This window comes from Pseudomonas sp. NFACC13-1 (assembly GCF_900104425.1).
Taxonomy (GTDB): Bacteria; Pseudomonadota; Gammaproteobacteria; order Pseudomonadales; family Pseudomonadaceae; genus Aquipseudomonas; species Aquipseudomonas fluorescens_AA.
On the sequence record NZ_FMXV01000020.1, the window covers coordinates 56335 to 83095 of the forward strand.

24 protein-coding genes are annotated in these 26761 nt (G+C 58.8%); 15 read left to right on the plus strand and 9 right to left on the minus strand.

The features are described 5' to 3' along the window. Nucleotides 1-84 precede the first annotated feature (84 nt). Nucleotides 85-1599 (minus strand): sensor histidine kinase, encoded by a 1515-nt coding sequence (locus BLQ55_RS22080; RefSeq protein WP_092257030.1) that lies wholly within the window; start codon nt 1597-1599, stop codon nt 85-87. A 233-nt stretch (nt 1600-1832) separates the two neighbouring features. On the opposite strand from BLQ55_RS22080, the gene BLQ55_RS22085 reads away from it, so the two are divergent. After that, the gene (locus BLQ55_RS22085; protein WP_092257033.1) at nt 1833-2567 is read left to right on the plus strand and encodes a response regulator transcription factor; all 735 of its coding nucleotides are present in this window, start codon (nt 1833-1835) and stop codon (nt 2565-2567) included. Nucleotides 2568-2618: 51 nt separating this feature from the next. On the opposite strand, the gene gabP is transcribed toward BLQ55_RS22085, so the two are convergent. The 5 genes from gabP to dnaA form a co-directional block, all read right to left on the minus strand. Beyond that, nucleotides 2619-4013 (minus strand): GABA permease, encoded by a 1395-nt coding sequence (gene gabP, locus BLQ55_RS22090; RefSeq protein ID WP_092200174.1) that lies wholly within the window; start codon nt 4011-4013, stop codon nt 2619-2621. A 305-nt stretch (nt 4014-4318) separates the two neighbouring features. Continuing rightward, nucleotides 4319-6736 (minus strand): DNA topoisomerase (ATP-hydrolyzing) subunit B, encoded by a 2418-nt coding sequence (gene gyrB / locus BLQ55_RS22095; RefSeq protein WP_072407669.1) that lies wholly within the window; start codon nt 6734-6736, stop codon nt 4319-4321. Between the two features lie 5 nt (nt 6737-6741). Continuing rightward, nucleotides 6742-7845: a DNA replication/repair protein RecF gene (gene recF, locus BLQ55_RS22100; RefSeq protein ID WP_003196148.1), complete on the minus strand. Its 1104-nt coding sequence runs from the start codon at nt 7843-7845 to the stop codon at nt 6742-6744. A 7-nt stretch (nt 7846-7852) separates the two neighbouring features. Further along, on the minus strand, nt 7853-8956 hold the full coding sequence (gene dnaN / locus BLQ55_RS22105) for a DNA polymerase III subunit beta (protein ID WP_003196145.1): 1104 nt from the start codon (nt 8954-8956) through the stop codon (nt 7853-7855). Nucleotides 8957-8995: 39 nt separating this feature from the next. Beyond that, entirely contained in the window at nt 8996-10525 is a 1530-nt protein-coding gene (gene dnaA, locus BLQ55_RS22110) for a chromosomal replication initiator protein DnaA (RefSeq protein ID WP_092257036.1), read from the minus strand. Between the two features lie 567 nt (nt 10526-11092). Here dnaA and rpmH point away from each other — a divergent pair. From rpmH to mnmE, 5 genes are all read left to right on the plus strand, one after another. After that, entirely contained in the window at nt 11093-11227 is a 135-nt protein-coding gene (gene rpmH / locus BLQ55_RS22115; RefSeq protein ID WP_003213577.1) for a 50S ribosomal protein L34, read from the plus strand. Nucleotides 11228-11243: 16 nt separating this feature from the next. Further along, nucleotides 11244-11645 (plus strand): ribonuclease P protein component, encoded by a 402-nt coding sequence (gene rnpA, locus BLQ55_RS22120; RefSeq protein ID WP_218130119.1) that lies wholly within the window; start codon nt 11244-11246, stop codon nt 11643-11645. Continuing rightward, nucleotides 11638-11883 (plus strand): membrane protein insertion efficiency factor YidD, encoded by a 246-nt coding sequence (gene yidD, locus BLQ55_RS22125; RefSeq protein WP_010465488.1) that lies wholly within the window; start codon nt 11638-11640, stop codon nt 11881-11883. Before rnpA ends, yidD begins: the two co-directional genes overlap by 8 nt. 2 nt (nt 11884-11885) lie before the next feature. After that, complete coding sequence (gene yidC / locus BLQ55_RS22130) at nt 11886-13568, plus strand: membrane protein insertase YidC (protein WP_092257039.1); 1683 nt, start codon at nt 11886-11888, stop codon at nt 13566-13568. 79 nt (nt 13569-13647) lie between these two features. Next, on the plus strand, nt 13648-15018 hold the full coding sequence (mnmE, locus tag BLQ55_RS22135) for a tRNA uridine-5-carboxymethylaminomethyl(34) synthesis GTPase MnmE (protein WP_092257042.1): 1371 nt from the start codon (nt 13648-13650) through the stop codon (nt 15016-15018). A 36-nt stretch (nt 15019-15054) separates the two neighbouring features. Here mnmE and BLQ55_RS22140 read toward each other — a convergent pair whose 3' ends face one another. From BLQ55_RS22140 to BLQ55_RS22150, 3 genes are all read right to left on the minus strand, one after another. After that, the gene (locus tag BLQ55_RS22140) at nt 15055-17490 is read right to left on the minus strand and encodes a TonB-dependent siderophore receptor (RefSeq protein ID WP_092257045.1); all 2436 of its coding nucleotides are present in this window, start codon (nt 17488-17490) and stop codon (nt 15055-15057) included. 117 nt (nt 17491-17607) lie between these two features. Beyond that, nucleotides 17608-18552, minus strand: coding sequence for a FecR domain-containing protein (locus BLQ55_RS22145; RefSeq protein ID WP_092257048.1), 945 nt, complete (start codon nt 18550-18552; stop codon nt 17608-17610). Beyond that, nucleotides 18552-19058, minus strand: a complete 507-nt coding sequence (locus BLQ55_RS22150) for a sigma-70 family RNA polymerase sigma factor (RefSeq protein ID WP_092257052.1) — start codon at nt 19056-19058, stop codon at nt 18552-18554. Before BLQ55_RS22150 ends, BLQ55_RS22145 begins: the two co-directional genes overlap by 1 nt. 552 nt (nt 19059-19610) lie before the next feature. Here BLQ55_RS22150 and mnmG point away from each other — a divergent pair. The 9 genes from mnmG to BLQ55_RS22195 all read left to right on the plus strand — a co-directional run bounded on the left by mnmG (nt 19611) and on the right by BLQ55_RS22195 (nt 26757). Further along, nucleotides 19611-21509, plus strand: coding sequence for a tRNA uridine-5-carboxymethylaminomethyl(34) synthesis enzyme MnmG (mnmG, locus tag BLQ55_RS22155; protein ID WP_092257055.1), 1899 nt, complete (start codon nt 19611-19613; stop codon nt 21507-21509). Between the two features lie 5 nt (nt 21510-21514). Continuing rightward, nucleotides 21515-22150 (plus strand): 16S rRNA (guanine(527)-N(7))-methyltransferase RsmG, encoded by a 636-nt coding sequence (gene rsmG / locus BLQ55_RS22160; RefSeq protein ID WP_176814237.1) that lies wholly within the window; start codon nt 21515-21517, stop codon nt 22148-22150. Between the two features lie 18 nt (nt 22151-22168). Continuing rightward, nucleotides 22169-22966, plus strand: a complete 798-nt coding sequence (locus tag BLQ55_RS22165; RefSeq protein WP_003207100.1) for a ParA family protein — start codon at nt 22169-22171, stop codon at nt 22964-22966. Between the two features lie 9 nt (nt 22967-22975). Beyond that, nucleotides 22976-23848 carry a ParB/RepB/Spo0J family partition protein gene (locus BLQ55_RS22170; protein WP_003187197.1) on the plus strand — a complete coding sequence of 291 codons (873 nt, stop codon included), beginning with the start codon at nt 22976-22978 and terminating at the stop codon, nt 23846-23848. A gap of 148 nt (nt 23849-23996) precedes the next feature. Then, nucleotides 23997-24404 (plus strand): F0F1 ATP synthase subunit I, encoded by a 408-nt coding sequence (locus tag BLQ55_RS22175; RefSeq protein ID WP_053126821.1) that lies wholly within the window; start codon nt 23997-23999, stop codon nt 24402-24404. A 16-nt stretch (nt 24405-24420) separates the two neighbouring features. After that, nucleotides 24421-25290 (plus strand): F0F1 ATP synthase subunit A, encoded by an 870-nt coding sequence (gene atpB / locus BLQ55_RS22180; RefSeq protein ID WP_058542464.1) that lies wholly within the window; start codon nt 24421-24423, stop codon nt 25288-25290. Between the two features lie 131 nt (nt 25291-25421). Then, nucleotides 25422-25679, plus strand: coding sequence for a F0F1 ATP synthase subunit C (gene atpE, locus BLQ55_RS22185; protein ID WP_003097235.1), 258 nt, complete (start codon nt 25422-25424; stop codon nt 25677-25679). Nucleotides 25680-25737: 58 nt separating this feature from the next. After that, nucleotides 25738-26208, plus strand: a complete 471-nt coding sequence (locus tag BLQ55_RS22190; RefSeq protein ID WP_047230097.1) for a F0F1 ATP synthase subunit B — start codon at nt 25738-25740, stop codon at nt 26206-26208. 12 nt (nt 26209-26220) lie between these two features. After that, on the plus strand, nt 26221-26757 hold the full coding sequence (locus tag BLQ55_RS22195) for a F0F1 ATP synthase subunit delta (protein ID WP_060739913.1): 537 nt from the start codon (nt 26221-26223) through the stop codon (nt 26755-26757). Nucleotides 26758-26761: the final 4 nt, after the last annotated feature.

Genomic DNA, 26761 nt, shown 5'->3' on the forward strand with positions numbered 1-26761 from the left:
TGCATAAGTTTTTATAGCAGCAAAAAATCCCAGCCTTCGGGGATTGGGTACATCCCGTAGGAGTTGCCGAAGGCTGCGATCTTCTCAACCTTCCAATAACGGGAAGCGCAGGCTGAACGTCGTGCCTTTACCCACCACGCTACGACACTCGATTTTCCCCTCGTGATGGTCAACCACGGCCTTGACCATCGATAATCCCAGGCCAATTCCATCGACCCCGTGGGCCGAGGAAAACCGTCGGTACTGACTGAACAGGTCCGGCAGTTCTTCGGCGCTGATGCCCTTACCTTGGTCGGCGACATTGCAGATCAACCAACCCGAGATGCAATGAACCTGCAGGGAAATGCAGGCGTCGGGGGGGCTGTACTTGATGGCATTTTCCAGCAGATTGAACAGGGCACGGGTCAATAACGATTGATCCGCCCTCACCATAGCGTCTTCATCCTCTATTTCGTGAACCAACTGGATACGCTTTGCCTGGGCGATGGGCAGCGCCTGATCGAGCACGTCCAACACCAGCATGGCGAACAGCGTCGGCTGGAATTGATAGGCCTCGGATTCGGCCTTGGCCAGCTGTACGAAACCCTCGGTCAGGTCCAGGGCCCGCCGTACCTGGCGTTCGATCTGGTCGAACAGTGGATGATCGCCACCGGCCTGATGCCGCTGCACATCGAGCAGCGCAAGGATTGCCGAGTGAGGGGCGCGCAAGTCATGGGAGAGGAACCGCAGCATGACACTGCGCTGCTCTTCCGCCTCACGTTCGGCGCTCAGGTCCGTGAGGCTCAGCAACCAGCCAATCGGCGCATCGCCATCCACCGGCAACAGCGCAGCCCGTTCCAGGCGCAAGCTACGCTCGCGAATGTCGCGAAACTCCACCAGGGGCAATGTGGATAAGCGGTGATGCGCCCCGTGCTCCAGCCCCGGATAACCCAGTTGCCCAAGGTGCTCCAGCACATCGCCGCCCGCCAGCCCATGGCCGAACAGCTCGCGGGCCTTTCGATTACCCAGCAGCAGCTTGCCGTGGGGATCGCTGATCATGGTTGCCACCGGCAAGTATTCCAGGCCGTCGGCAATGAAGCGCCGGGTGTCGCGGGTTCGGCTCATGGCTTGTTCCAGGGCCATGATCTGACCCTGTAAACGGTCACTACCGGTGTAGGAGGCGCGGCGACGCTCCGGGAAGACCTTGGGCTCGGCGTCCAGGCGTGCCAGTTCCCAACCGAAGTAGGCCAACACCACGCTCAGCCGTCGCCAGTTCCAGATCAGGTAGCCGAACATGATCCCCAGCACACTCGCCATGGGCGACCACCACCACCCTCGCGCGCCCAGCATGGCGCTGATCAACAGGGCCAGGCTCATACCACCCACCGTTGTCCACAGGGCCAGGCGCGGGCGCAACAGCAGCAAGCCCAACACACAACCCACCAGGCATACGGACAGCAACGCGGCGCCTGAATGACCTGTGGATTGGCTGCTCAATGACAACAAGGCCGTCAGCGGCAACAGCAGCAGACTTATCCACAACCACTCCCGCACCAACTGTCGAAACAACCGCTGAACCTGGGTAGGTTCACGACTTTCACGGCGACGCTGGTTACTCATAGGCCTCCTGGCCGAACTCAAGGACTGTGGATATTCTCACTGGCCTGCCTAAGTCGACAGGCTTGAAAGCCCACGACTATAACGGACTCGATGGGTGGCGCGCTGCTGCCTTTCCCTCTGTGTCGCGAGCCGGTATTGTCGCAGCCAGCGACAGGTCAATGAATCAGCCACTGGCTGCCTTTCATTGCCACCTGAAGATGTCCGTTACTCTCGAGATCAAGGAATCGCATTCCATGCGTGTCGCCATACTGGACGATGAACCGGCCGAGTTGCGCCGGGTAGAACAGACGCTGCAGCAAATCCCCGGCAGAGGCGAGCAAGCCTGGACCCTGCACAGTTTTGAACGAGGGGAAGACTTGTTGCGACAACTGCGGCGGGAAACCTTCGACTTGTTGATCCTCGACTGGCAACTGCCCGACATCAGCGGGCTTTCATTGCTGCGCTGGACCCGCGAGCACATGGATTCGCCACCGGCCGCCATCATGCTGACCAGCCGCGACGGTGAGCACGACATCGTCCAGGCCCTCAACACCGGTGCCGACGACTACGTGAGCAAACCCTTCAGGCCCAACGAGCTCAAGGCCCGGGTCACAGCCGTGCTGCGCCGTCACAACCTGCAACGCGCGCCCGCCAGCGACGTGCTGGTGTTCAACGACCTGGCGTTCGACGACGCCGAGCTGACCATCACCCGCGCCGGCATCCCCATCAGCCTGACCGAACGGGAATACCGCCTGGCCCGGTGCCTGTTCGCCAACCTGGGCCGGCCACTGTCCCGGGAATACTTCTACGAACGCTTCTGGACCCACGAGGAAATGACCTCGTCCCGCCCCCTCGACACCCACATCTATCGCCTGCGCAACAAACTCGGGCTGACGGCGGATCGGGGTTGGCAGTTGCTGACGATCTACGGCTATGGGTATCGGTTGGAGAGTGTGGTGGCGGGGAATGAGGCGTCTGTCGCGAGCTAGATATTGGATGCATCCGTGGCGAGGGGATTTATCCCCTCGCCACAACAGGTATCACCCGATCGTCGGTACCAGGCTTCCTGCTTTTGCGATCCGACGACGCTGTACCAACACGCCGGATATCACCACCAGGACACTCAGCAGGCCGGTCGCGAGGATCTCCACGCGATGGGCTTCCTGGAACAGCATGATGGTCAAGGCGCCGACGATGAAGACAATCACCGCGTAGGTCAGGCCGGGAAACAGCCACATGCTGAAAGCGATTTTTTCACCGCGAGCCATGCGTTGTTTGCGCATACGCAACTGCGAAATCGCAATGACCAGGTACACCAGCAACGCAATGGCGCCAGAGCTGGCCAGCAGGAATTCGAAGACCGCCGCCGGTGCCACGTAGTTGGCGAACACCGCCAAAAAAGCCGCACCGGTCGACAGCATCACCGCCCAGTGAGGCGTGCCGCTCTTGTTGGTGCGCTGGGAAACGGCCGGCGCATCACCGCGCTTGCCCAACGAGAACATCATGCGCGAAGCCGTGTACAACGCCGAGTTCAGGCAGCTGGTGACCGCCACCAGGACCACGATATCGACGATCAGCTTGGCATTGGGGATGCCCATGCGCTCCAGCACCGTCTGGTAGGAGCCGACACTGGCCAGGAGCGGGTCGTTCCATGGCACCAGGGCGACAACGATGAAAATGGAAACGAGATAGAACAAGCCAATCCGCCAGATCACCGAGTTGGTTGCCTTGGAAATCTGCTGGCCTGGGTTCTTCGATTCGGCCGCGGCGATGGTCACGATCTCGGTGCCCATGAACGAAAACATGGTGGTCAGGATCGCTCCCAACACCGCGCCCATGCCGTTGGGCAGGAAGCCCTGAGTGTCGAACAGGTGCGAAACACCGCTGACCTGGCTGGTTGGCAGAACACCGAATATCGCCATCAGACCCAGCCCGATGAAGCCGATGATCGCCACCACCTTGACCAGGGCGAACCAGAATTCGAACTCTCCGTAATTCTTCACACTGAACAGGTTGGTGACCGTCAGCAGCAGGGTGATGACCAATGTGAAGACCCAGATCGCCACGTTCGGGAACCAGGCGTGCAGGATCGTTGCAGCGGCGTTGGCCTCCAGCGGAATCACCAGGACCCAGAACCACCAGTAGAGCCAGCCGATGGTGAAACCCGCCCAATGACCAATCGCCCGGTCCGCATATGTCGAGAAGGACCCCGTGTCCGGCGACGCCACCGCCATTTCGCCCAGCATCCGCATCACCAGCACCACCAGGGCACCTGCGGCAGCGTAGGCCAACAACACGGCCGGACCGGCCGCTGCGATCGCATGGCCGGAGCCGACGAACAGACCGGCGCCAATCACACCGGCTATGGAAAGCATCGTCACATGACGGGGCTTGAGCCCTTGCGCCAGATTATCGGAAGTTTGCGTACCGCTCATTGAGACTACCCTTGGCATTTTGATTTATTCGTACCACCTCGACCCATCGCTTTCTGTAAATTTAAAAAAACGATGTGTAAGTTATTAAACACGCAAGTTTTGCGCCAGGAAATCCAAAGTCCCCGGTATCCGGGGCCTTCATCCAATTCCTAACCCATTGACAATGAAGGCTTTATGCCAGGGTGTTACCCAGTTACCCCATTCGTGACCGTTGGGTCTTGGAAGGATTGGGTATTTTTCCAGCGTAAAAAAAAGCCAACGCATGTGCGTTGGCTTTTTTGCTGGAGCAGGGTGCGGCAGAAGGATCAGAAATCCAGGTTGGACACCGCCAACGCATTGCTCTCGATGAAGTCACGACGAGGCTCGACCGCATCACCCATCAGGGTGTTGAAGATCTGGTCCGCGCCAATGGCGTCTTCGATGGTGACTTTCAGCATCCGGCGCGAGCTTGGGTCCATGGTGGTTTCCCACAGCTGATCCGGGTTCATTTCACCCAGACCTTTGTATCGCTGGATGGTGTGGCGCTTGGTGCTTTCCGCCATCAGCCATTCAAGGGCTTCCTTGAATTCGGTCACGGCTTTCTTGCGCTCACCCCGTTGGATGTACGCACCTTCGTCCAGCAGCGTGCTCAGTTGCGCGCCAAGGGATACGACGGTCTTGTAGTCGTTGCTGCCGAAGAAGTCGCGGTTGAAGGTGACGTAGTTCGACAGGCCGTGGGAGATCAGTTCGACCTCCGGCAGCCAGACGTTACGCTCACGGTCTTCGCGCAGGCTGGCTTTGTAGACCAGGCCGGATTTTTCGACGGTGCGCAGGCGTACTTCGTACTGGGCCAGCCAATCCTGCATCGCTGCGTGATCGGACAATTGCTCCAGGCTCACGGCAGGCAGGTAGATGAAGTGCTCGGTCAGCTCCTGTGGGTACAGGCGCGACAGGCGCTTGAGGGTCTTCATCACCAGGCGGAAGTCGTTGACCAAGCGCTCGAGGGCTTCACCGGAAATACCCGGGGCGTCTTCGTTCAGGTGCAGGCTCGCGTCTTCCAGGGCCGACTGCGTCATGTACTCTTCCATGGCGTCGTCGTCTTTGATGTATTGCTCTTGCTTGCCTTTCTTGACCTTGTACAGCGGCGGCTGGGCGATGTAGATATAGCCGCGCTCGATCAGCTCCGGCAACTGACGGAAGAAGAACGTCAGCAGCAGGGTGCGGATGTGCGAACCGTCGACGTCAGCATCGGTCATGATGATGATGTTGTGATAGCGCAACTTGTCGATGTTGTACTCTTCGCGGCCAATGCCGCAGCCCAGGGCGGTGATCAAGGTGCCGACTTCCTGGGAGGAAATCATCTTGTCGAAGCGCGCCTTCTCGACGTTGAGGATCTTGCCCTTGAGCGGCAGGATGGCTTGGGTGCGACGGTTGCGGCCCTGCTTGGCGGAACCGCCAGCAGAGTCACCTTCCACCAGGTACAGCTCGGACAGGGCAGGGTCCTTTTCCTGGCAGTCGGCCAATTTGCCCGGCAGGCCGGCGATGTCCAGCGCGCCTTTGCGGCGGGTCATCTCACGGGCCTTGCGCGCGGCTTCACGGGCACGGGCGGCGTCGATCATCTTGCCGACCACCAGCTTGGCTTCGTTCGGGTTCTCCAGCAGGAAGTCGGAGAAATACTTGCCCATTTCCTGTTCGACCGCAGTCTTCACTTCGGAAGACACCAGCTTGTCTTTAGTCTGGGAGCTGAACTTCGGATCCGGCACCTTCACCGAAATGATCGCCGTCAGGCCTTCGCGGGCATCGTCGCCGGTCGTGGCGACTTTATGCTTCTTCGCCAGGCCTTCCTGTTCGATGTAGTTGTTCAGGTTACGGGTCAGTGCCGAACGGAAGCCCACTAAGTGGGTACCGCCGTCGCGCTGCGGAATGTTGTTGGTGAAGCACAACAGGTTCTCGTTGAAGCTGTCGTTCCACTGCAGGGCGATTTCCACGCCGATGCCGTCTTCACGCTGGATGTTGAAGTGGAACACCTGGTTGACCGGGGTCTTGTTGGTGTTCAGGTATTCAACGAACGCACGCAGGCCACCTTCGTACTTGAACAGCTCTTCCTTGCCGCTGCGCTCGTCCTTGAGGACGATGCCGACACCAGAGTTGAGGAAGGACAGTTCGCGAATCCGCTTGGCCAGGATGTCCCAGCTGAAGTGGATGTTCTTGAAGGTTTCGCTCGACGCCTTGAAGTGGATCTGGGTGCCGGTGGACTCGCTGTCGCCAACGATCGCCATCGGTGCCTGGGGCACGCCATGGACGTAGGTCTGTTCCCAGATCTTGCCACTGCGGCGCACCGTGAGAACCAGCTGTTCGGACAGCGCGTTCACCACCGATACACCTACGCCGTGCAGACCGCCGGAGACCTTGTAGGAGTTATCGTCGAACTTACCGCCCGCGTGGAGGACGGTCATGATGACCTCGGCGGCGGAAACGCCTTCCTCTTTGTGCACGTCTACCGGGATACCACGGCCGTTATCGCGAACGGTGATGGACTCATCCGGGTGGATGATGATGCTGATGTCGTCGCAATGGCCGGCGAGGGCTTCGTCGATGGAGTTGTCGACCACCTCGAACACCATGTGGTGCAGACCGCTGCCATCGTCGGTGTCACCAATGTACATACCGGGACGTTTGCGTACGGCATCCAGGCCTTTCAGCACTTTAATGCTCGTTGAGTCGTACGTATTTTCTTCGCTCAATGCCTTCACTCCCGATGGTCGTGGGTCTGGGTGATACGGCCCTGTTCCACGTGGAACAGGGCGACTGGCGTTTCCGTCTGCCAGCCTTCCCTCAATAATTCGTGATCTACACAGGTGATGAACACCTGGCAGCGTAAGTCTTCCAGCAAGCGGCACAACGCGCGGCGGTGGGCTTCGTCCAGCTCGGACGGCAAATCATCCACCAGATAAATACACTGACCGCGCCGGGCCTGGCTGACCAGATGCCCTTGGGCGATACGCAAGGCACACACCACTAGCTTCTGCTGCCCCCGGGACAAGATGTCCGCGGCGTTATGTGCACCCAATCTGAGGCGCAAGTCAGCGCGTTGTGGTCCAGCCTGGGTATGGCCCATCTGCTGGTCCCGCTGCAGCGAGCCAGCCAACACGGTGCTCAGTTCCCGGTCCTTGTCCCAGCCTCGGTAATAGCTGAGCGTCAGGCCCTCAAGCTCAACCAGTTCGCTCAAGGTCTGCTCGAAGACCGGTTTCAAGGCTTTGATGTAAGCGCGGCGGTATTCATCGATTTCAGCGCTGGCCTGGCACAGTTCCCTGTCCCAAACCGCTTGCGAAACGGCGTCAAGTGTACCATGTCGCAGCCAAGAGTTTCGCTGGCGCAGCGCCTTCTGCAGGCGTTGCCAAGTCGTCATGAAGCGCGGTTCTACGTGGAACACGCCCCAGTCGAGGAATTGCCGGCGAATCTTCGGCGCGCCTTCCAGAAGGCGGAAGCTGTCCGGGTTAATCAGCTGCAACGGCAGGATCTCAGCCAGCTGTGCAGCGCTGCGGGCGTTCTGCCCATCGATGCGGATCTGGAATTCCCCTTGCCGGTCCCGCGAGATCCCCAGGGCGCTATGGCCACCTTCCGCCAGTTCGACCTGCCCGAACACCGTGCACGCCAGTTGATCGTACTGGATGACCGGTAGCAGACGAGTGCTGCGGAACGAACGGGCAAGCCCGAGCAGATGCACGGCCTCCAGGACGCTGGTTTTGCCGCTGCCGTTGGCGCCGTAAAGGATATTGATGCGGGGGGAAGGGGAGAAGGTCACCGGGTGCAGATTGCGCACCGCGGTGACCGAGACGCGACTTAAGGACATTTAGCGACTACAGACGCATCGGCATGACAACGTAGGCCGAATCGTCGTTATCGGACTCTTGCACCAGCGCACTGCTGTTGGAGTCAGACAGGATCAGACGCACTTGCTCGGTGGTCATCACGCCCAGCACGTCGAGCAGGTAGCTGACGTTGAAGCCGATTTCCAGGGAGCCGCCGTTGTACTCAACGCCTACTTCTTCTTCCGCTTCTTCCTGCTCCGGGTTGTTCGCCTGGATCTTCAACTGCCCGTTGGCCAGTTGCAGACGAATGCCGCGGTACTTCTCGTTGGACAGGATCGCGGTACGGCTGAAGGCTTCGCGCAGGGCCTGGCGATCGCCCAGGACCAGCTTGTCACCGCCTTTTGGCAGCACGCGCTCGTAGTCTGGGAACTTGCCGTCCACCAGCTTCGAGGTGAAGGTGAACTCACCGGTGGTGGCACGGATGTGGTGTTGGCCCAACACGATGCTGACGTTGCCGTCGGGCTCGGTCAGCAGACGGGCCAGCTCCAGGATACCTTTACGCGGCACGATCACTTGGTGGCGATCCGGCTGACCGATATCGGCCTGCATCGAGCACATGGCCAGGCGGTGACCGTCGGTGGCAACGGCGCGGATAACGCCGGCCGACACTTCCAGGAGCATGCCATTGAGGTAATAACGCACGTCCTGCTGGGCCATGGCGAAACTGGTGCGTTCGATCAGGCGACGCAACTTGCTCTGGTCCAGGCTGCAGGTCAGCGAACCCGGGCCTTCTTCAACGGTCGGGAAATCGTTGGCGGGCAGTGTGGACAAGGTGAAGCGGCTGCGACCGGCCTTGACCACGAGCTTCTGCTCATCGACCTTGATGTCGATCAGCGCGTCGTTGGGCAGGCTCTTGCAGATGTCCATCAGCTTGCGCGCCGGCACGGTGATGGAACCCGGATCGGCCGGTTCCTCAAGTTGCACACGACCAACCAGCTCGACTTCCAGGTCGGTACCGGTCAGCGACAATTGCTGGCCTTCGACAACCAGCAGCACGTTGGAAAGTACCGGCAAGGTCTGGCGGCGTTCGACGACGCCTGCGACCAGTTGCAGGGGTTTCAACAGGGCTTCGCGTTGAATGGTGAAATGCATGGTCTAGTCCCTTGCCTTAATAAGCTGCGCTGGTGGTCATCAAGTGGTCAGTGTACGCAGCAGGTTCTTGTAGTCCTCGCGGATGTCCGCGTCGGATTCCTTAAGTTCGTTGATCTTGCGGCACGCGTGCAGCACGGTGGTGTGGTCGCGTCCGCCAAACACATCGCCGATTTCCGGCAGGCTGTGGTTGGTCAGTTCCTTGGACAGGGCCATGGCCACCTGGCGCGGACGTGCCACCGAACGCGAACGGCGTTTGGACAGCAGGTCGGAGATCTTGATTTTGTAGTATTCAGCAACCGTTCGCTGAATGTTATCCACAGAAACCAACTTGTCCTGAAGCGCCAACAGGTCCTTCAAGGATTCGCGAATCAGCTCGATGGTGATGTCACGGCCCATGAAGTGCGAATGGGCGATGACCCGCTTGAGGGCACCTTCGAGTTCACGCACGTTCGAGCGGATACGCTGAGCGATGAAGAATGCCGCGTCGTGAGGCAGCTCGACCTTGGCCTGGTCGGCCTTCTTCATCAGGATCGCGACCCGGGTCTCCAGTTCCGGCGGCTCGACGGCCACCGTCAGGCCCCAGCCGAAACGCGACTTGAGGCGTTCCTCGAGGCCTTCAATCTCTTTCGGGTAGCGGTCACTGGTGAGGATGACTTGCTGTCCGCCTTCAAGCAATGCGTTGAAGGTGTGGAAAAACTCTTCCTGGGAACGTTCCTTGCGGGCGAAGAACTGAATGTCGTCGATCAGCAAGGCGTCCACCGAACGGTAGAAGCGCTTGAATTCGTTGATGGCGTTCAGTTGCAGCGCCTTGACCATGTCGGCCACGAAACGCTCGGAATGCAGGTACACGACCTTGGCATTCGGGTTCTTCTTTAATAGATGGTTGCCCACGGCGTGCATCAAGTGGGTCTTACCCAAGCCGACGCCGCCATAAAGGAAGAGCGGGTTGTAACCGTGCTTGGGGTTGTCCGCGACCTGCCAGGCCGCCGCGCGGGCCAGTTGGTTGGACTTACCTTCGACGAAATTCTCGAAGGTAAAGGTCCGGTTCAGGTAGCTGGTGTGCTTGAGCGCACCTTCGACCTGGACGGTGCGCTGTTCGGCCCGCACCGGAGCCTGCTGGGAGCTGGCACCGGCCATGGGGTCGAAGCTGTCCCGGGAAGGCTCTTCGCTGACTTCGGCGACTTTTTGCGTGTTGCGTTTGCTCGGGGCAGGCGCGGGCGCCGGGGCGGCGTGGTTGTTCACGGGGGCCGGGGCAGCAGCCTGCTGGGCCTGTGACGCCGCGGCGGCCAGCGGCGCATTGGGCGCGGCGCGGGGTGCCGAACTGCGTTTGCTGCCTATTAATAAGGACAACGCAGGCGCCATGCCATTGCCGTGCTCGTCGAGCAGTTCCATGACCCGGCCCAGGTACTTTTCGTTGACCCAGTCGAGAACGAAACGGTTCGGTGCATAGACACGCAACTCGTCGCCTTCGGCTTCGACCTGTAGTGGACGGATCCAAGTGTTGAATTGTTGGGCAGGCAGCTCATCGCGCAAAAGCTCCACGCACTGCTGCCAAAGTTCCACTGACACGGATATCCCCTAAGTTGAAAGCCGGTGAGGCAAAAACAAGCGGCCATTGTAGCGAGCAGACGTGCACTTATCCACACGCAGGTTGCTCATTGCCCATGATTTATCAATGCGTTAACCGAGAGAAAGACGACCGACGGTCGGTGGATAAGCTCTGTGGATAACCGAGCCTGGGGTCGTTGCACAAGTGGGGGCGAAACTCGGTGGATAACCGCCCTGTGGATAACAGGCCATTCCACCCACAGCTTATCCGACAGCGCAGCACAGGCTGGCCACTGCTTTCCCCTGTAGTTGTCATTCTCTGTACATGGCGGATTACAAGGCCTTGGCATGGTTATCCACAGACAGGTGGCAGCCTTGCTTTTATAAGCTTTACAGAAAAGCTTTAAATAATTCCCTTCTTTATTTCTATATCTAGCGCTGTGTGATGAATCCGTCGAAAGGGGCTGGATATCTATTTAAAGGAAACGCTGGTTGGAAATTGACCTAGAGGCTTGCTTTCTCTAGAATCCCCGGTCTCTTAAAACGGGGGCCATTCCGGCCCGTTGTGGACGAACCAGGTAACACGACATGAAACGTACTTTCCAACCAAGCACTATCAAACGCGCTCGTACCCACGGTTTCCGTGCTCGCATGGCTACCAAGAACGGTCGTGCCGTCCTGTCGCGTCGTCGCGCCAAAGGTCGTGCGCGTCTGGCAGTTTGATAATCCGGCACTGGAGGTGAGTCAGGACTTCAGTCGGGAAAAGCGTCTGCTTACACCCCGGCATTTCAAGGCAGTCTTTGACTCCCCTACCGGCAAGGTTCCGGGGAAAAATCTCCTGCTCCTTGCGCGCAACAACGATCTCGATCACCCCCGACTAGGGCTGGTTATCGGGAAAAAGAGCGTCAAGCTCTCCGTTGAGCGCAATCGCCTCAAACGTCTGATGCGCGAATCGTTTCGCCTGAACCAGGATTCACTGGTTGGATGGGACATCGTTATCGTCGCGCGCAAAGGTTTGGGTGACGTAGAAAACCCCGAATTGATTCAGCATTTCGGCAAGCTCTGGAAACGTCTGGCGCGCAACAAGCCAGTACCGGCAGTCAACACCGAAACTGTAGGGGTAGACAGTCCCGATGCGTAAACTGGCACTCGTTCCGATCCAGTTTTATCGCTATGCCATTAGTCCTTTGATGGCCAGTCACTGTCGTTTCTACCCCAGTTGTTCCTGCTACGCGTACGAAGCCATAGAAAATCATGGCCTACTGCGCGGTGGCTGGCTGACCTTTCGTCGTTTAGGTCGCTGTCATCCGTGGAATCCCGGCGGTTACGACCCGGTTCCGCCTATCCCTACCTCCCGTTCTTCTTCGATGGCCGAGTAATCATGGATATCAAACGCACGATCCTGATCGTCGCCCTGGCAATCGTGTCCTACGTCATGGTCCTTAAATGGAACCAGGACTATGGGCAGGCTGCCCTGCCGACTCAGAATGTTGCAGCCAGCAATACCGCACCGAGCCTGCCGGATGCCCCCGTTGGCAACAATGCTGCCAGCAATGACGACGTCCCACGCGCGGCAAGCGATACCAGCGCGCCTGCCGAAGCCCCTGTGGCCTCAAGCAAAGATCTCATCCAGGTCAAGACGGACGTGCTCGAGCTGGCAATCGATCCACAAGGTGGTGACGTCGCCCAGCTGAAGCTGCCGCTGTACCCGCGTCGCCAGGATCATCCGGACATCCCGTTCCAGTTGTTCGACAACGGTAACGAGCGCACCTATCTGGCCCAAAGTGGCCTGATTGGTAGCAACGGCCCGGATTCGAACCCGGCCGGTCGCCCGGTCTACTCTGCCGAGAAGAAGACTTATCAACTGGCTGACGGTCAGGACCAATTGGTCGTGGACCTGAAGTTCAGCAAGGACGGTGTCAACTACATCAAGCGTTTCACCCTGAAACGCGGCCTGTATGACGTCACCGTCTCTTACCTGATCGACAACCAGAGCACCCAGCCTTGGTCCGGTGCGATGTTCGCGCAACTCAAGCGTGACGCCAGCGACGATCCTTCCTCCAGCACCGCCACCGGCACCGCGACTTACCTGGGCGCCGCCCTGTGGACAAGTTCGGAGCCGTACAAGAAAGTGTCCATGAAGGACATGGACAAGGGCCAGCTCAAGGAAACCGTACAAGGTGGCTGGGTTGCCTGGCTGCAGCACTATTTTGTAACAGCCTGGATCCCGCAGAAGGGCGACAGCAATGTTGTCCAGACGCGTAAAGACAGCAAGGGCAACTTCATCATCGGTTACACCGGCCCGACATTGACTGCCGCGCCAGGTGCGAAAGCCGAAACCAGCGCCATCCTGTATGCCGGCCCAAAAAGCCAGGCAGTGCTGAAACAGTTGTCCCCAGGCCTGGAACTGACCGTCGACTACGGTTTCCTGTGGTTCATTGCCCAGCCGATCTTCTGGCTGCTGCAACATATCCACAGCATCGTGGGTAACTGGGGCTGGTCGATCATTTTCCTGACCATGCTGATCAAGGGGATCTTCTTCCCATTGTCGGCCGCCAGCTACAAATCCATGGCACGCATGCGTGCAGTGGCACCGAAACTGGCCGCCCTGAAAGAACAGCATGGCGATGACCGGCAGAAAATGTCCCAGGCCATGATGGAGCTGTACAAGAAAGAGAAGATCAACCCGCTGGGTGGATGCTTGCCGATTCTTGTGCAGATGCCAGTGTTCCTGTCGCTGTACTGGGTGTTGCTGGAAAGCGTGGAGATGCGTCAGGCACCGTTCATGCTGTGGATTACCGACCTGTCGATCAAGGATCCGTTCTTCATCCTGCCGATCATCATGGGCGCGACCATGTTCATCCAGCAGCAACTGAACCCGACGCCTCCGGACCCGATGCAGGCGAAGGTCATGAAAATGATGCCAATCATCTTCACCTTCTTCTTCCTGTGGTTCCCGGCGGGTCTTGTGCTGTACTGGGTTGTGAACAACGTGTTGTCCATCACTCAGCAGTGGTACATCACGCGTAAGATCGAAGCGGCGACCAAAAAAGCCGAGGCGTAACTTGCTCTGTGGATAACCACACAAAACGCCCCCTAGTGGGGCGTTTTGCTATCTGTCACTTTTGTCTGGATACCGGTTTATGAGCGCACCGCGTGAAACCATCGCCGCCGTCGCCACCGCCCAAGGTCGCGGCGGTGTCGGCATCGTCCGTATTTCGGGGCCCTTGGCCAGTGCCGCGGCCAAGGCTATCAGCGGTCGTGAACTCAAGCCGCGGTTCGCCCATTACGGCCCGTTTTTCAGTGATGACCAGCAGGTGCTCGACGAAGGGCTGGCCTTGTATTTCCCCGGGCCGAATTCGTTCACTGGCGAAGATGTGCTGGAACTGCAAGGCCACGGTGGCCCGATCGTGTTGGACATGCTGCTCAAGCGCTGCCTGGAATTGGGTTGTCGACTGGCCCGGCCGGGGGAATTCAGCGAACGGGCGTTCCTCAACGACAAGCTCGACCTCGCCCAGGCCGAGGCGATTGCCGATTTGATCGAAGCCAGTTCTGCACAGGCTGCGCGCAACGCGTTACGTTCCCTGCAGGGCGCGTTTTCCCAGCGTGTGCATAACCTCACCGAGCAATTGATCGGCCTGCGGATCTACGTCGAGGCCGCGATCGACTTCCCGGAAGAGGAAATCGACTTCCTCGCCGATGGCCACGTGCTGAGCATGCTCGATAAAGTGCGCGACGAGTTATCCACAGTACTGCGCGAAGCCGGGCAGGGTGCCTTGTTGCGCGATGGGATGACTGTGGTGATCGCTGGACGACCGAATGCCGGCAAATCCAGCCTGTTGAATGCCCTGGCCGGCCGCGAGGCGGCGATCGTCACCGAGATCGCTGGCACCACCCGGGACATTCTCCGCGAACATATCCACATCGACGGCATGCCGCTGCACGTGGTGGATACGGCTGGCTTGCGCGACACCGAGGACCAGGTGGAAAAGATCGGCGTCGAACGCGCACTCAAGGCCATCGGTGAAGCCGACCGGGTATTGCTGGTGGTGGATGCCACCGCACCGGAAGCAGACGATCCCTTTGCCTTGTGGCCGGAATTCCTCGAGGTCCGCCCGGATCCGGCGAAAGTCACCCTGATTCGCAACAAGGCCGACCTGACCGGGGAATCGATTGCCCTGGAAGTCAGCGCTGACGGGCACGTGACCATCAGCCTGAGCGCGAAGTCGGCGGGTGAAGGCCTGGAGCTGCTACGCGAGCACCTCAAGGCCTGCATGGGCTACGAGCAGACCTCGGAAAGCAGTTTCAGCGCTCGCCGGCGGCATCTGGAAGCCTTGCGCCATGCCAGTGCCGCCCTGGAACACGGTCGCGCTCAACTGACTTTGGCCGGTGCCGGCGAACTGCTCGCCGAAGACCTACGCGAGGCCCAGCATGCATTGGGCGAAATCACCGGCGCTTTCAGCTCTGATGATTTGCTGGGACGCATCTTTTCCAGCTTCTGCATCGGCAAATGAAAAAAAGGCTGTGGACAATTTATCCACAGCCCTTTTTTACCAGTTATAGGAAACCGTGCCGAGCAGCGTTCGATCTTCCCCCCAGTAGCAGCGCCCCGCATCGTTGCATCCCGACACATATTCCTTGTCGAACAGGTTTTTTGCATTCAGGTCGACGCTCCAATGGGTGTCGATATGGTAGCCAATGGCGGCGTCCACCAGGGTGACGTCGCCGGCATCGAGTTTTCCATACAGGGTGGGCGAGGTGTAGGCGAATGCACTGTCGAAGTAGCGCATGCCACCTGCCACATACAGGCCCTTCAGGTCACTTTCGAGGAAGCGGTATTTCGCCCAGACAGACGCCTGGTTTCGTGGCACGCCGGTCATCTGGTGTCCTTTTACCAAAGAGGTCGCCGCATCCTTGGTGACCCGGGCATCGGTGTAGGTGTAGGCGGCCGTGACATTCAGACTGGGGGTGAGATTGCTATTGAGCTCCAGCTCCAGGCCTTTGGCGCGGCTTTCACCCACCTGGCGATAGGTGGACGTGGTGGCGTCGAAGTACGTGTCGTCCTTCTTGCGCAAATCGTAGACGGAAGCGGTGAAGGCAGTATCCCATCCATTGGGCTCGTACTTGAGGCCGACTTCGTACTGGCTGCTGGTAATCGGCTCGAGGGGGGTGCCAGCGTTGGAAATCTGCTGCACCGGGACGAACGCCGTCGAGTAACTGACGTAAGGCGTCATGCCGTTGTCGAACTGGTACATCAGCCCACCCTGGTAGGTGAACTTCTTGTCCTTTGAGCTGAGGTTCCCTGCGCTGGCGACCTTGTCACGGAAATCGCTGTCGACCCAATCCTGGCGCCCGCCAAGCAGGAACAACCAACGGTCGTACTTGCTTTGCAGCTGTGTATAAACTCCTTTCATCTGTTGTTCGAGCAGGGTGTTTTGCACGGCGATCGGCGTCTGTGGATCGCCGATGTACACAGGATCGTAGATATCCACAGGCCCTACAAATCCGGCGTTCCAATCCTGATTGAACGAGGTGCGGTCATAACTGGCACCGAACAACAGGGTATTTTCCAGGCCACCGACTTTGAATTTGCCCTCCAACTGGTTATCCAGGGAATACACCATCGATTTGTTGAAACGGTCATAAGCGGTGACGTTCACGCGGCGGCCGAAGCCGCCATTGTTCAAATTGCCGGGCCAGGTTTCGTGGCGGGTGATGCGTGACTGCAGGTAGCGCGAATTCTGGCGGAACTGCCAATCGTCATTGAAGCTGTGACTGTATTCGTAGCCGGTGCTCCAGGTTTCTCGCTCGAATGTGTTCCAGTCCGGATCGCCGAGCATGGTGTCCTTGGATAACTGACCGTTCGGGTTGCTCAGCAGCGTACCGGCGGCCGGCAGCCCGAGCTCCATGTTGGTGTGATCCTTCTGATAGTTGGCCAGCAGGGTCAGCGTGTTGAAATCATCGAAATCAAGCGTCAGGGAGGGCGCGATGTAGAGGCGGTCGTCCGGGACATGGTCGGTCTGGGTATCCGCGTTACGGCCCAACATCACGATCCGGCCCTGGATGTTGTCGTTCTCGGCGAGCGGCCCGGAGACATCCACACCCAGCTGGCGTCGGTTGTGGGAGCCGTAGCCCAGCTGGACCTCACCTTGTGGCACGGCAGTCGGGCGCTTGCTGACGAGATTGACCAGGCCACCCGGCGCGTTCTCACCGTAAAGCAGCGAGGAAGGCCCGCGGAACACCTCGACCCGCTCCAGGCCGTACGGCTCCGAGCTGGTGTCGTAGCGATTACCCTGGACTCTCAGGCCGTCGCGCAGCAGACCATAACCGTAATCCGTGGCGTTGAACCCGCGAATGTAGAACAGGTCCCCGGCCAGGCTATCGCCGGCGGCGAAAGGCGGGGCAAAGATTCCAGGGACATAACCCAAGACATCGGTCAGGGTCTGGGACTTCTGGTCTTTCATGCGCTGGCCGGTGACCACCGATACCGAGCGCGGCGTTTCCGACAAAGGCGTGCTGGTTTTCGTGCCGATCCGGCTGTTTTTCGCCTTGTAGCCCACATCAGCGCTGTAATCCAGGTCCATCGGATTGGCCGCCGACGCACTGATGCTCGTGGGTGCCAATTCGATCGAGGCGTTCGCCGGCAACGCGAACAGGGTATAGCTGCCAGGTGCCTGAGCCACGGCCTGGAGTCCCGAGCCTTGCAACAATTGCGCGAATCCCTGTTCAACGGAGTAGTCGCCGGTCAATCCCGGGCTACGCATCTGGCCGGTCTGTCGAGGAGAAAATGAGAGGATGACATTGGCTGTCGCGGCGAACTGGCTCAGGACGTTGTCCAGCGAGCCGGCGGCAATGGCGTAATGTTGCGTGGCGGTGCTGGCAAAAGCGTTGGAGGCGACCAGCAGGCCGCTTGCGGCACCCGTCATCAACAGGCTGTAGGCGATGCAATGCTGGGATAAACGTTGGCGAAACGTAGGAAGGCGCATGAGGGTAAGCCCTGGAGGTTGGCAAAGAGCCGCGTTATCGCGATTACCTGAAGGGCCGGATCAGCACAAAAAAAGATAACCCTGTGGCCTGTTTATTTTCCTGTCTCCGGATTTTTCTCAATCCACCCGTGTGATCGATACCCAATACCGGGTGAAATACCGAACCTGAATGGGTAACGACGCCTGGAGGTTGGCCAATACGGCATCCGTGGAATCCAGGCGTAACGTACCGGACACGCGCAGATGCCGTGCCCGCTCCTGACATTGCAGAACACCGGGGCGATAACGCCCCAGCTCTTCAATGACGTCACCCAGGGGCGTATCGATGACGATGAGCTGGCCGCTCACCCACGCCGCCTGCGAGGACGGGTAGACGTGGATGGCCCCCATGCCCTGACCGTTGAAATCAGCCTGCTCACCGGCTTCCAGGATACCGACGCTGCCCAAGGCCCCACCTGGCGCCACGCTGACCCGATCCTCCAGCACGCCCACCCGGGTCGCGTCGGACAGTTGGCGTACAGTGAATCGCGTGCCCAGCGCCTCGATGCGACCATCACCAGTTTCGACGAAAAAGGGCCGCGCGTCCTGGCGCTTGCCGGTCTGGACCAGGATTTCCCCGCTGATCAAGCGGATCAATCGTCGATGCGCATCGAACGAAACATCGATGGCTGTCTCGGTGTTGAGATGAACCCGGCTACCGTCCGCCAGATCGAGGGTGCGACGCTCACCCACTGCCGTTTTGTAATCGGCCCAGACCGAGGTCAACCGCGTGTGCTCCTGGAGATTCCACCCCACATAACCCGTGCCGGCCAGCAGCAACAGCAGCTTGAGCATTTGCCGTCGGTGTTGCCCGGTGCTCAATGCACGCCGTGAAAGGGCTTGAGGCAACGTACCGAGATGGCGTTGCAACTGTTCGATCTGCTGCCACGCGGCCTGGTGGGCAGGGTCGCTGTCGAGCCAATCCTGCCAAGCCAGGCGCTCGGCGTGCGTAGGGGATTGGTCCTGGAACTGCACGTACCAACTGGCAGCCGTTTCGAAGACTTTGCGATCCGGGGCCGGCATCAGCGTTCGGCCATGACCAGTGCGCATTCGGTGAGCGCGCGCACCATGTGCTTTTTCACAGTGGTCAGGGAAACCTTCAATTGCAGGGCGATCTGTTGATAAGTCAGCCCATCGATCTGCGACAGCATGAAAATTCTCTGGGTCCGTGTTCCCAATCCCGCCAAGGCTTTATCCACAGCGACCAGCGTCTCGATGATCAATGCCTTGTCTTCTTCACTGATCGCAGTGGCTTCGGGGCGCGCTGAAAGGGATTCCAGGTAGGCCGCTTCGATAGCGTGCCTTCTATAGCGATCAATCACCAAGCCTCGCGCGACCGTGGCCAGGTAATCCCGCGGTTCGCGAATCTGTACGGCATTGCGTGCTCCGAGGATCCGCACAAAGGTGTCATGCGCAACATCAGCGGCATCGCAAGCGTTATGCAACTTGCCCTTGAGCCACCCGTACAGCCACGAGTGATGTTGCTCATAAATTTGCTCGATGGCAGCGGTGTGGGAAGACAGAGGCATAGTGGGGGAGGCGTTAATGATAATAGCTATTATTAGCCTCTGTTACGTTTTCTCACAATAGGCCTTCGCCTCGTCCAGGTTTTCAGCCGTAGCCGGGTGCAACGCTCTTCGCAAGGTGCTCGAAAAGCACGATTAAGCCCTGTGAATAACTGCCCCTGAGATCCGTTGATAACCCTCCTTGAAAACCGAGGATAATCCCCTCTGTGGATAACTACCTCATTCATCCACAGGCTTACACCGGTTATCCAAGCCCCTCAATGCCACATGACCACAGGGTTTTGAATCCATGTACACAACGTAAATAAAGGCCTACAGGATGTTATCCACAGATAGGTAGGGCAGTAAGAATAAACATAAAAACAAAGGTTTTATAAATTTCTTTCTTTTTTATTTTTTTAACCGCGAGTTCTCCACAGCTGGTTAAATTTTGTGCAAAGGGTTCTTTAGAAAGGACGAAGTCCCTATACTTGCCGACCTGGCTCGAAAAACGCCCAGGGCCAGACTCAAAACCTATTTCCGAATTACCTGAATAAAGCAGGCACGAGGTGCGTGGTGGATTTCCCTTCCCGTTTTGAAGTGATCGTCATCGGCGGCGGTCATGCCGGTACCGAGGCAGCACTTGCATCAGCGCGCATGGGGGCAAAAACCCTGTTGCTGACGCATAACGTGGAAACCCTCGGCGCCATGAGCTGCAACCCTGCCATTGGTGGCATTGGCAAAAGCCACCTGGTCAAGGAGATCGACGCCCTTGGGGGCGCGATGGCCGTGGCCACCGATAAGGGCGGCATCCAGTTTCGCGTATTGAACAGCCGCAAAGGCCCCGCCGTTCGCGCGACTCGTGCCCAGGCCGACCGAATCCTGTACAAGGCCGCTGTCCGTGAAATCCTGGAAAACCAGCCGAACCTGTGGATATTTCAACAAGCGGCCGATGACCTGATCGTCGAACAGGATCAGGTACGCGGTGTCGTGACGCAGATGGGCCTGCGTTTCTTCGCCGATTCCGTGGTGTTGACCACCGGGACCTTCCTCGGTGGACTTATCCACATTGGTTTGCAGAATTTTTCCGGCGGTCGCGCTGGTGATCCGCCGTCGATCGCCCTGGCCCAGCGCCTGCGTGAATTGCCGCTGCGTGTCGGTCGGCTGAAAACCGGTACGCCACCGCGTATCGACGGTCGGTCTGTGGATTTCTCGGTGATGAGCGAGCAGCCTGGCGATACGCCGATCCCGGTCATGTCGTTCATGGGCAACAAGGAACAGCATCCACGGCAAGTCAGTTGCTGGATCACCCACACCAATGCCCGCACCCATGAAATCATTGCGGCGAACCTCGATCGTTCGCCGATGTATTCCGCTGCCGGTGAAATCGAAGGCATCGGCCCGCGTTATTGCCCGTCGATCGAAGACAAGATCCATCGCTTTGCCGACAAGGAAAGCCACCAGGTCTTCATCGAGCCGGAAGGCCTGACCACACACGAGCTGTACCCGAACGGAATCTCCACCTCCCTGCCGTTCGATGTGCAGCTGCAGATCGTGCAATCGATTCGCGGCATGGAAAACGCCCATATCGTTCGCCCCGGCTACGCCATCGAATACGACTATTTCGACCCGCGTGACCTGAAGTACAGCCTGGAAACCAAAGTCATCGGCGGCCTGTTCTTCGCCGGGCAGATCAACGGCACCACCGGTTACGAAGAGGCCGGCGCCCAAGGGTTGTTGGCCGGTGCCAACGCGGCACTGCGTGCCCAGGGCAAAGACAGCTGGTGCCCGCGCCGCGATGAGGCATACATCGGTGTGCTGGTGGACGACCTGATTACCCTGGGTACCCAGGAACCGTATCGGATGTTCACGTCCCGCGCCGAATATCGCCTGATCCTGCGTGAAGACAACGCCGACCTGCGCCTGACCGAGAAAGGTCGCGAGCTGGGTCTGGTGGATGACGTGCGCTGGGCCGCTTTCTGCACGAAACGCGAGCGTATCGAGCTGGAAGAGCAACGCCTGAAAAGCACCTGGGTTCGTCCCGGTACCGAGCAGGGCGATGCCATCGCGGCGAAATTCGGTACGCCGCTGACCCACGAATACAACCTGCTCAACCTCTTGAGCCGTCCGGAAATCGATTACGCCGGGCTGGTGGAAGTGACCGGCCAGGGCGCGGAAGATCCGCAGGTGGCCGAACAGGTCGAGATCAAGACCAAGTACGCCGGTTACATCGACCGCCAGCAGGATGAAATCGCTCGCCTGCGCGCCAGCGAAGACACCAAGCTGCCTGTGGATATCGATTACACCGGCATTTCCGGCTTGTCGAAAGAAATCCAGAGCAAGCTCGGTGCGACCCGTCCAGAGACCCTGGGCCAGGCCTCACGCATTCCCGGCGTCACGCCGGCGGCGATTTCCCTGTTGATGATTCATTTGAAAAAACGCGGCGCGGGCCGCCAGTTGGAGCAAAGCGCTTGAGTTCGATGGTCACCTCGCAACACGCTGAAGAGTTATCCACAGGTGCCCGTGAACTCGGCGTCAGCCTGACCGAAGTCCAGCACGCGCAATTGCTGGGTTATCTGGCGCTGTTGATCAAATGGAACAAGGCCTACAACCTGACCGCCGTGCGCGATCCGGATGAAATGGTCTCGCGGCATCTGCTCGACAGCCTCAGCGTCATGTCCTTCATCGAAAACGGTCGTTGGCTGGATGTCGGCAGTGGCGGTGGCATGCCGGGAATCCCCCTGGCGATCCTGTTTCCCGACTCGCAAGTGACCTGCCTGGACAGCAACGGCAAGAAAACCCGCTTCCTGACCCAGGTCAAACTCGAACTCAAACTGGATAACCTGCAAGTTATCCACAGCCGCGTCGAAGCGTTCCAGCCTGCCGAGCCGTTCAACGGGATCATCTCCCGGGCGTTCAGCAGCATGGAGAACTTCAGCAACTGGACTCGCCACCTGGGCGACGCCGGTACGCGCTGGCTGGCAATGAAGGGCGTTCATCCGGCCGATGAGCTGGTAGCATTGCCGGCAGACTTCCACCTCGATAGCGAACACGCCTTGGCCGTACCCGGTTGCCAAGGCCAACGCCATCTGCTGATACTGCGCCGCACGGCATGATTGGGAACACAAGCAAGAATGGCTAAGGTATTCGCGATAGCGAACCAGAAAGGTGGTGTGGGCAAGACCACCACCTGCATCAACCTCGCAGCATCCCTGGTCGCGACCAAGCGCCGGGTGCTGTTGATCGATCTCGATCCACAGGGCAACGCCACCATGGGCAGCGGTGTGGATAAGCATGGCCTGGAAAACTCCATCTACGATGTCCTGATCGGCGAATGCGATCTGGGCCAGGCCATGCACTTCTCCGAACATGGCGGTTATCAACTGCTGCCGGCCAACCGTGACCTGACGGCGGCCGAAGTGGTGCTGCTGGAAATGCAGATGAAGGAAAGCCGCCTGCGCAGCGCCTTGGCGCCGATCCGGGAAAACTACGATTACATCCTGATCGACTGCCCGCCGTCGCTGTCGATGCTGACCCTCAACGCCCTGGTGGCCGCCGATGGGGTCATTATCCCCATGCAGTGCGAGTACTTCGCCCTGGAAGGGTTGAGCGACCTTGTGGATAACATCAAGCGCATCGCCGAACTGTTGAACCCGGACCTGAAGGTCGAAGGCCTGTTGCGGACCATGTACGACCCGCGCCTGAGCCTGATGAACGATGTCTCGGCCCAGCTCAAGGAACATTTCGGCGAGCAGCTCTACGACACCGTCATTCCCCGTAACATCCGTCTGGCCGAAGCGCCGAGCTACGGCATGCCGGCCCTGGCCTACGACAAACAATCCCGTGGTGCGCTGGCTTACCTGGCCCTGGCGGGCGAGATGGTTCGTCGTCAGCGCCGCAACCCACGCACCGCTGCAGCCCAGCCAACTTAAGGAAACCCCATGGCCGTCAAGAAACGAGGTCTCGGACGTGGACTGGATGCACTGCTCAGCGGTCCGACTGTCAGCTCGCTGGAAGAACAGGCCGTACAGGCCGACCAGCGCGAGCTGCAGCACTTGCCCCTGGACCTGATCCAGCGCGGCAAATACCAGCCGCGCCGGGACATGGACCCGCAGGCGCTGGAAGAATTGGCCCAATCGATCAAGAGCCAGGGCGTGATGCAGCCGATCGTGGTCCGGCCGATCGCCAATGGACGCTTCGAGATCATCGCCGGTGAACGTCGCTGGCGCGCCAGCCAGCAGGCCGGCCAGGAAACCATCCCGGCGATGGTCCGCGATGTGCCGGATGAAACGGCCATCGCCATGGCGCTGATCGAGAACATCCAGCGTGAAGACCTCAACCCGATCGAGGAAGCGGTGGCCCTGCAGCGCTTGCAGCAGGAATTCCAGCTGACCCAGCAACAGGTCGCCGAGGCGGTGGGCAAGTCCCGCGTGACCGTGGCCAATCTGCTGCGCCTGATCGCGTTGCCGGAAGTCATCAAGACCATGCTGTCCCATGGCGACCTGGAAATGGGTCATGCCCGGGCATTGCTCGGTTTGCCGGAAAATCAACAGGTTGAAGGGGCGCGACACGTTGTCGCACGCGGCCTCACCGTGCGCCAAACCGAGGCACTGGTTCGCCAGTGGCTCAGTGGCAAACCGGCACCTGTCGAGGCACCCAAGACCGATCCGGATATCGCCCGCCTCGAACAACGCCTGGCCGAGCGCCTGGGCTCTGCGGTGCAGATTCGCCACGGAAAGAAGGGCAAGGGCCAATTGGTGATTGGTTATAACTCCCTCGATGAGTTGCAAGGTGTCCTTGCACACATTCGCTGAAACAATTGCTCTTGTAGCGCGCAGTCGGAAATCACTACCTGACAGTTGAATAGGGGCAGAACCGCCCCTATACTCTGCGCGCATTTTGTCGGCACAAATTATGCCAAGTTATTGAATTATGGCGGCCGACTATTGGAGAGCAAAAGCGATGGAAACCCGCACGCCAAACCGCTTGCCGTTCCATCGTCTGGCAGTTTTCCCGGTTCTGATGGCTCAATTCACCGTCGTACTGATCGCCACATTGGCGCTCTGGCAATGGAAAGGAGTCGTCGCCGGATACTCAGGCCTTTGCGGAGGCCTGATAGCCTTGCTTCCCAATATTTACTTCGCTCACAGGGCCTTTCGGTTTTCCGGCGCCCGAGCAGCCCAGGCTATCGTCCGGTCTTTTTATGCCGGCGAGGCGGGGAAACTGATTTTGACGGCAGTGCTGTTTGCACTGACGTTCGCAGGTGTGAAGCCATTGGCGCCGCTGGCTGTATTCGGCGTCTTCGTGCTGACCCAACTGGTCAGCTGGTTCGCTCCCCTGCTAATGAGAACAAGACTTTCGAGACCTTAGGGCGTTTGAGGCAACCATGGCAGAGACAACCGCTTCGGGCTATATCCAGCACCACTTGCAGAACCTGACCTTCGGTCAGCTACCCAACGGCGGCTGGGGTTTTGCCCACACCGCAGCAGAAGCCAAGGAAATGGGCTTCTGGGCTTTCCACGTCGATACCCTCGGCTGGTCGGTCGCACTGGGCCTGATTTTCGTTCTTCTTTTCCGCATGGCGGCCAAGAAGGCGACCTCCGGTCAGCCAGGTGCACTGCAGAACTTCGTTGAAGTACTGGTCGAATTCGTCGATGGCAGCGTGAAAGACAGCTTCCATGGCCGCAGCCCGGTGATCGCGCCGCTGGCACTGACCATCTTCGTCTGGGTGTTCCTGATGAACGCCGTCGACCTGGTACCGGTCGACTGGATTCCCCAACTGGCCATCCTGATCTCCGGTGATCAGCACATCCCGTTCCGCGCCGTGTCGACCACCGACCCGAACGCGACCTTGGGCATGGCGTTCTCGGTTTTCGCACTGATCATTTTCTATAGCATCAAGGTCAAGGGCATCGGCGGCTTCATCGGCGAACTGACCCTGCACCCGTTCGGCAGCAAGAACATCCTCGTTCAGGCCCTGCTGATTCCGGTGAACTTCCTGCTGGAATTCGTGACCCTGATCGCCAAACCGATTTCTCTGGCACTGCGTCTGTTCGGCAACATGTATGCCGGCGAACTGGTGTTCATCCTGATCGCTGTGATGTTCGGCAGCGGCCTGCTCTGGCTCAGCGGCCTGGGTGTAGTTCTGCAGTGGGCGTGGGCTGTGTTCCACATCCTGATCATCACCCTGCAGGCGTTCATCTTCATGATGCTGACCATCGTCTACCTGTCGATGGCGCACGAAGAAAACCATTAAGGCCAGTCTCGACTAGTCTGATGTCCTTCCCGGTCAAACGGGAAGGAGCCCGAACCGGGCTGAGAAACGATTTGTTTTACCGCTTTAATCTAAAAAACCTAAACCATACGACGTAAAAGTCGGGAGGAAAGATGGAAACTGTAGTTGGTCTAACCGCTATCGCTGTTGCACTGTTGATCGGCCTGGGCGCACTGGGTACTGCAATTGGTTTCGGCCTGTTGGGCGGCAAGTTCCTGGAAGGCGCAGCGCGTCAGCCAGAAATGGTTCCAATGCTGCAAGTCAAAATGTTCATCGTGGCCGGTCTGCTCGACGCCGTGACCATGATCGGTGTTGGTATCGCGCTGTTCTTCACCTTTGCGAACCCGTTCGTTGGTCAAATCGCTGGCTAATTACTCGGATGTCTCGAGTAGATTGGTGTGATGGACAACGTAACTGCGAGGTGTTGGCGTGAACATTAATGCGACCCTGATTGGCCAGTCCGTTGCGTTCCTGATTTTTGTACTGTTCTGCATGAAGTTCGTATGGCCTCCGGTCATTGCGGCATTGCACGAACGTCAAAAGAAGATCGCTGATGGTCTGGACGCTGCCAGCCGTGCAGCTCGCGACCTGGAGTTGGCCCATGAGAAAGTGGGTCAGCAACTGCGCGAAGCGAAAGCTCAGGCAGCTGAAATCATCGAGCAAGCCAAGAAACGCGGTACCCAGATTGTCGACGAAGCCCGTGAACAGGCTCGCGTCGAAGCTGACCGTGTGAAGGCTCAGGCTCAAGCCGAGATCGAACAGGAACTCAACAGTGTCAAAGACGCGCTGCGTGCCCAAGTGGGTGCTCTGGCCGTTGGCGGTGCTTCGAAGATCCTGGGTGCCACAATCGATCAAAACGCGCACGCAGAGCTGGTAAACAAACTGGCTGCTGAAATCTAAGCGAGGGCGATCATGGCAGAACTGACCACGTTGGCCCGACCTTACGCTAAGGCGGCCTTCGAGCACGCTCAGGCCCACCAGCAACTGGCCAATTGGTCAGCCATGCTCGGCCTGGCAGCAGCGGTGTCGCAAGACGGCACCATGCAGCGCGTGCTCAAGGCCCCGCGACTGACGAGCGCAGAAAAGGCCGCCACGTTCATTGACGTGTGCGGCGACAAGTTCGATGCCAAGGCACAGAATTTCATCCATGTCGTTGCCGAAAACGACCGTCTCCCGCTTCTGCCGGAGATTGCCGCTCTTTTCGACCTGTACAAGGCCGAGCAAGAGAAATCGGTAGACGTGGAAGTCACCAGTGCTTTTGCATTGAACCAAGAACAGCAAGACAAACTCGCCAAGGTTCTCAGTGCACGACTCAACCGGGAAGTGCGCCTGCAAGTCGAGGAAGACAAGTCCCTGATTGGGGGCGTTGTAATCCGCGCCGGCGACCTGGTTATCGATGGCTCGATTCGCGGCAAAATCGCGAAACTTGCCGAAGCATTGAAATCTTGAGTTT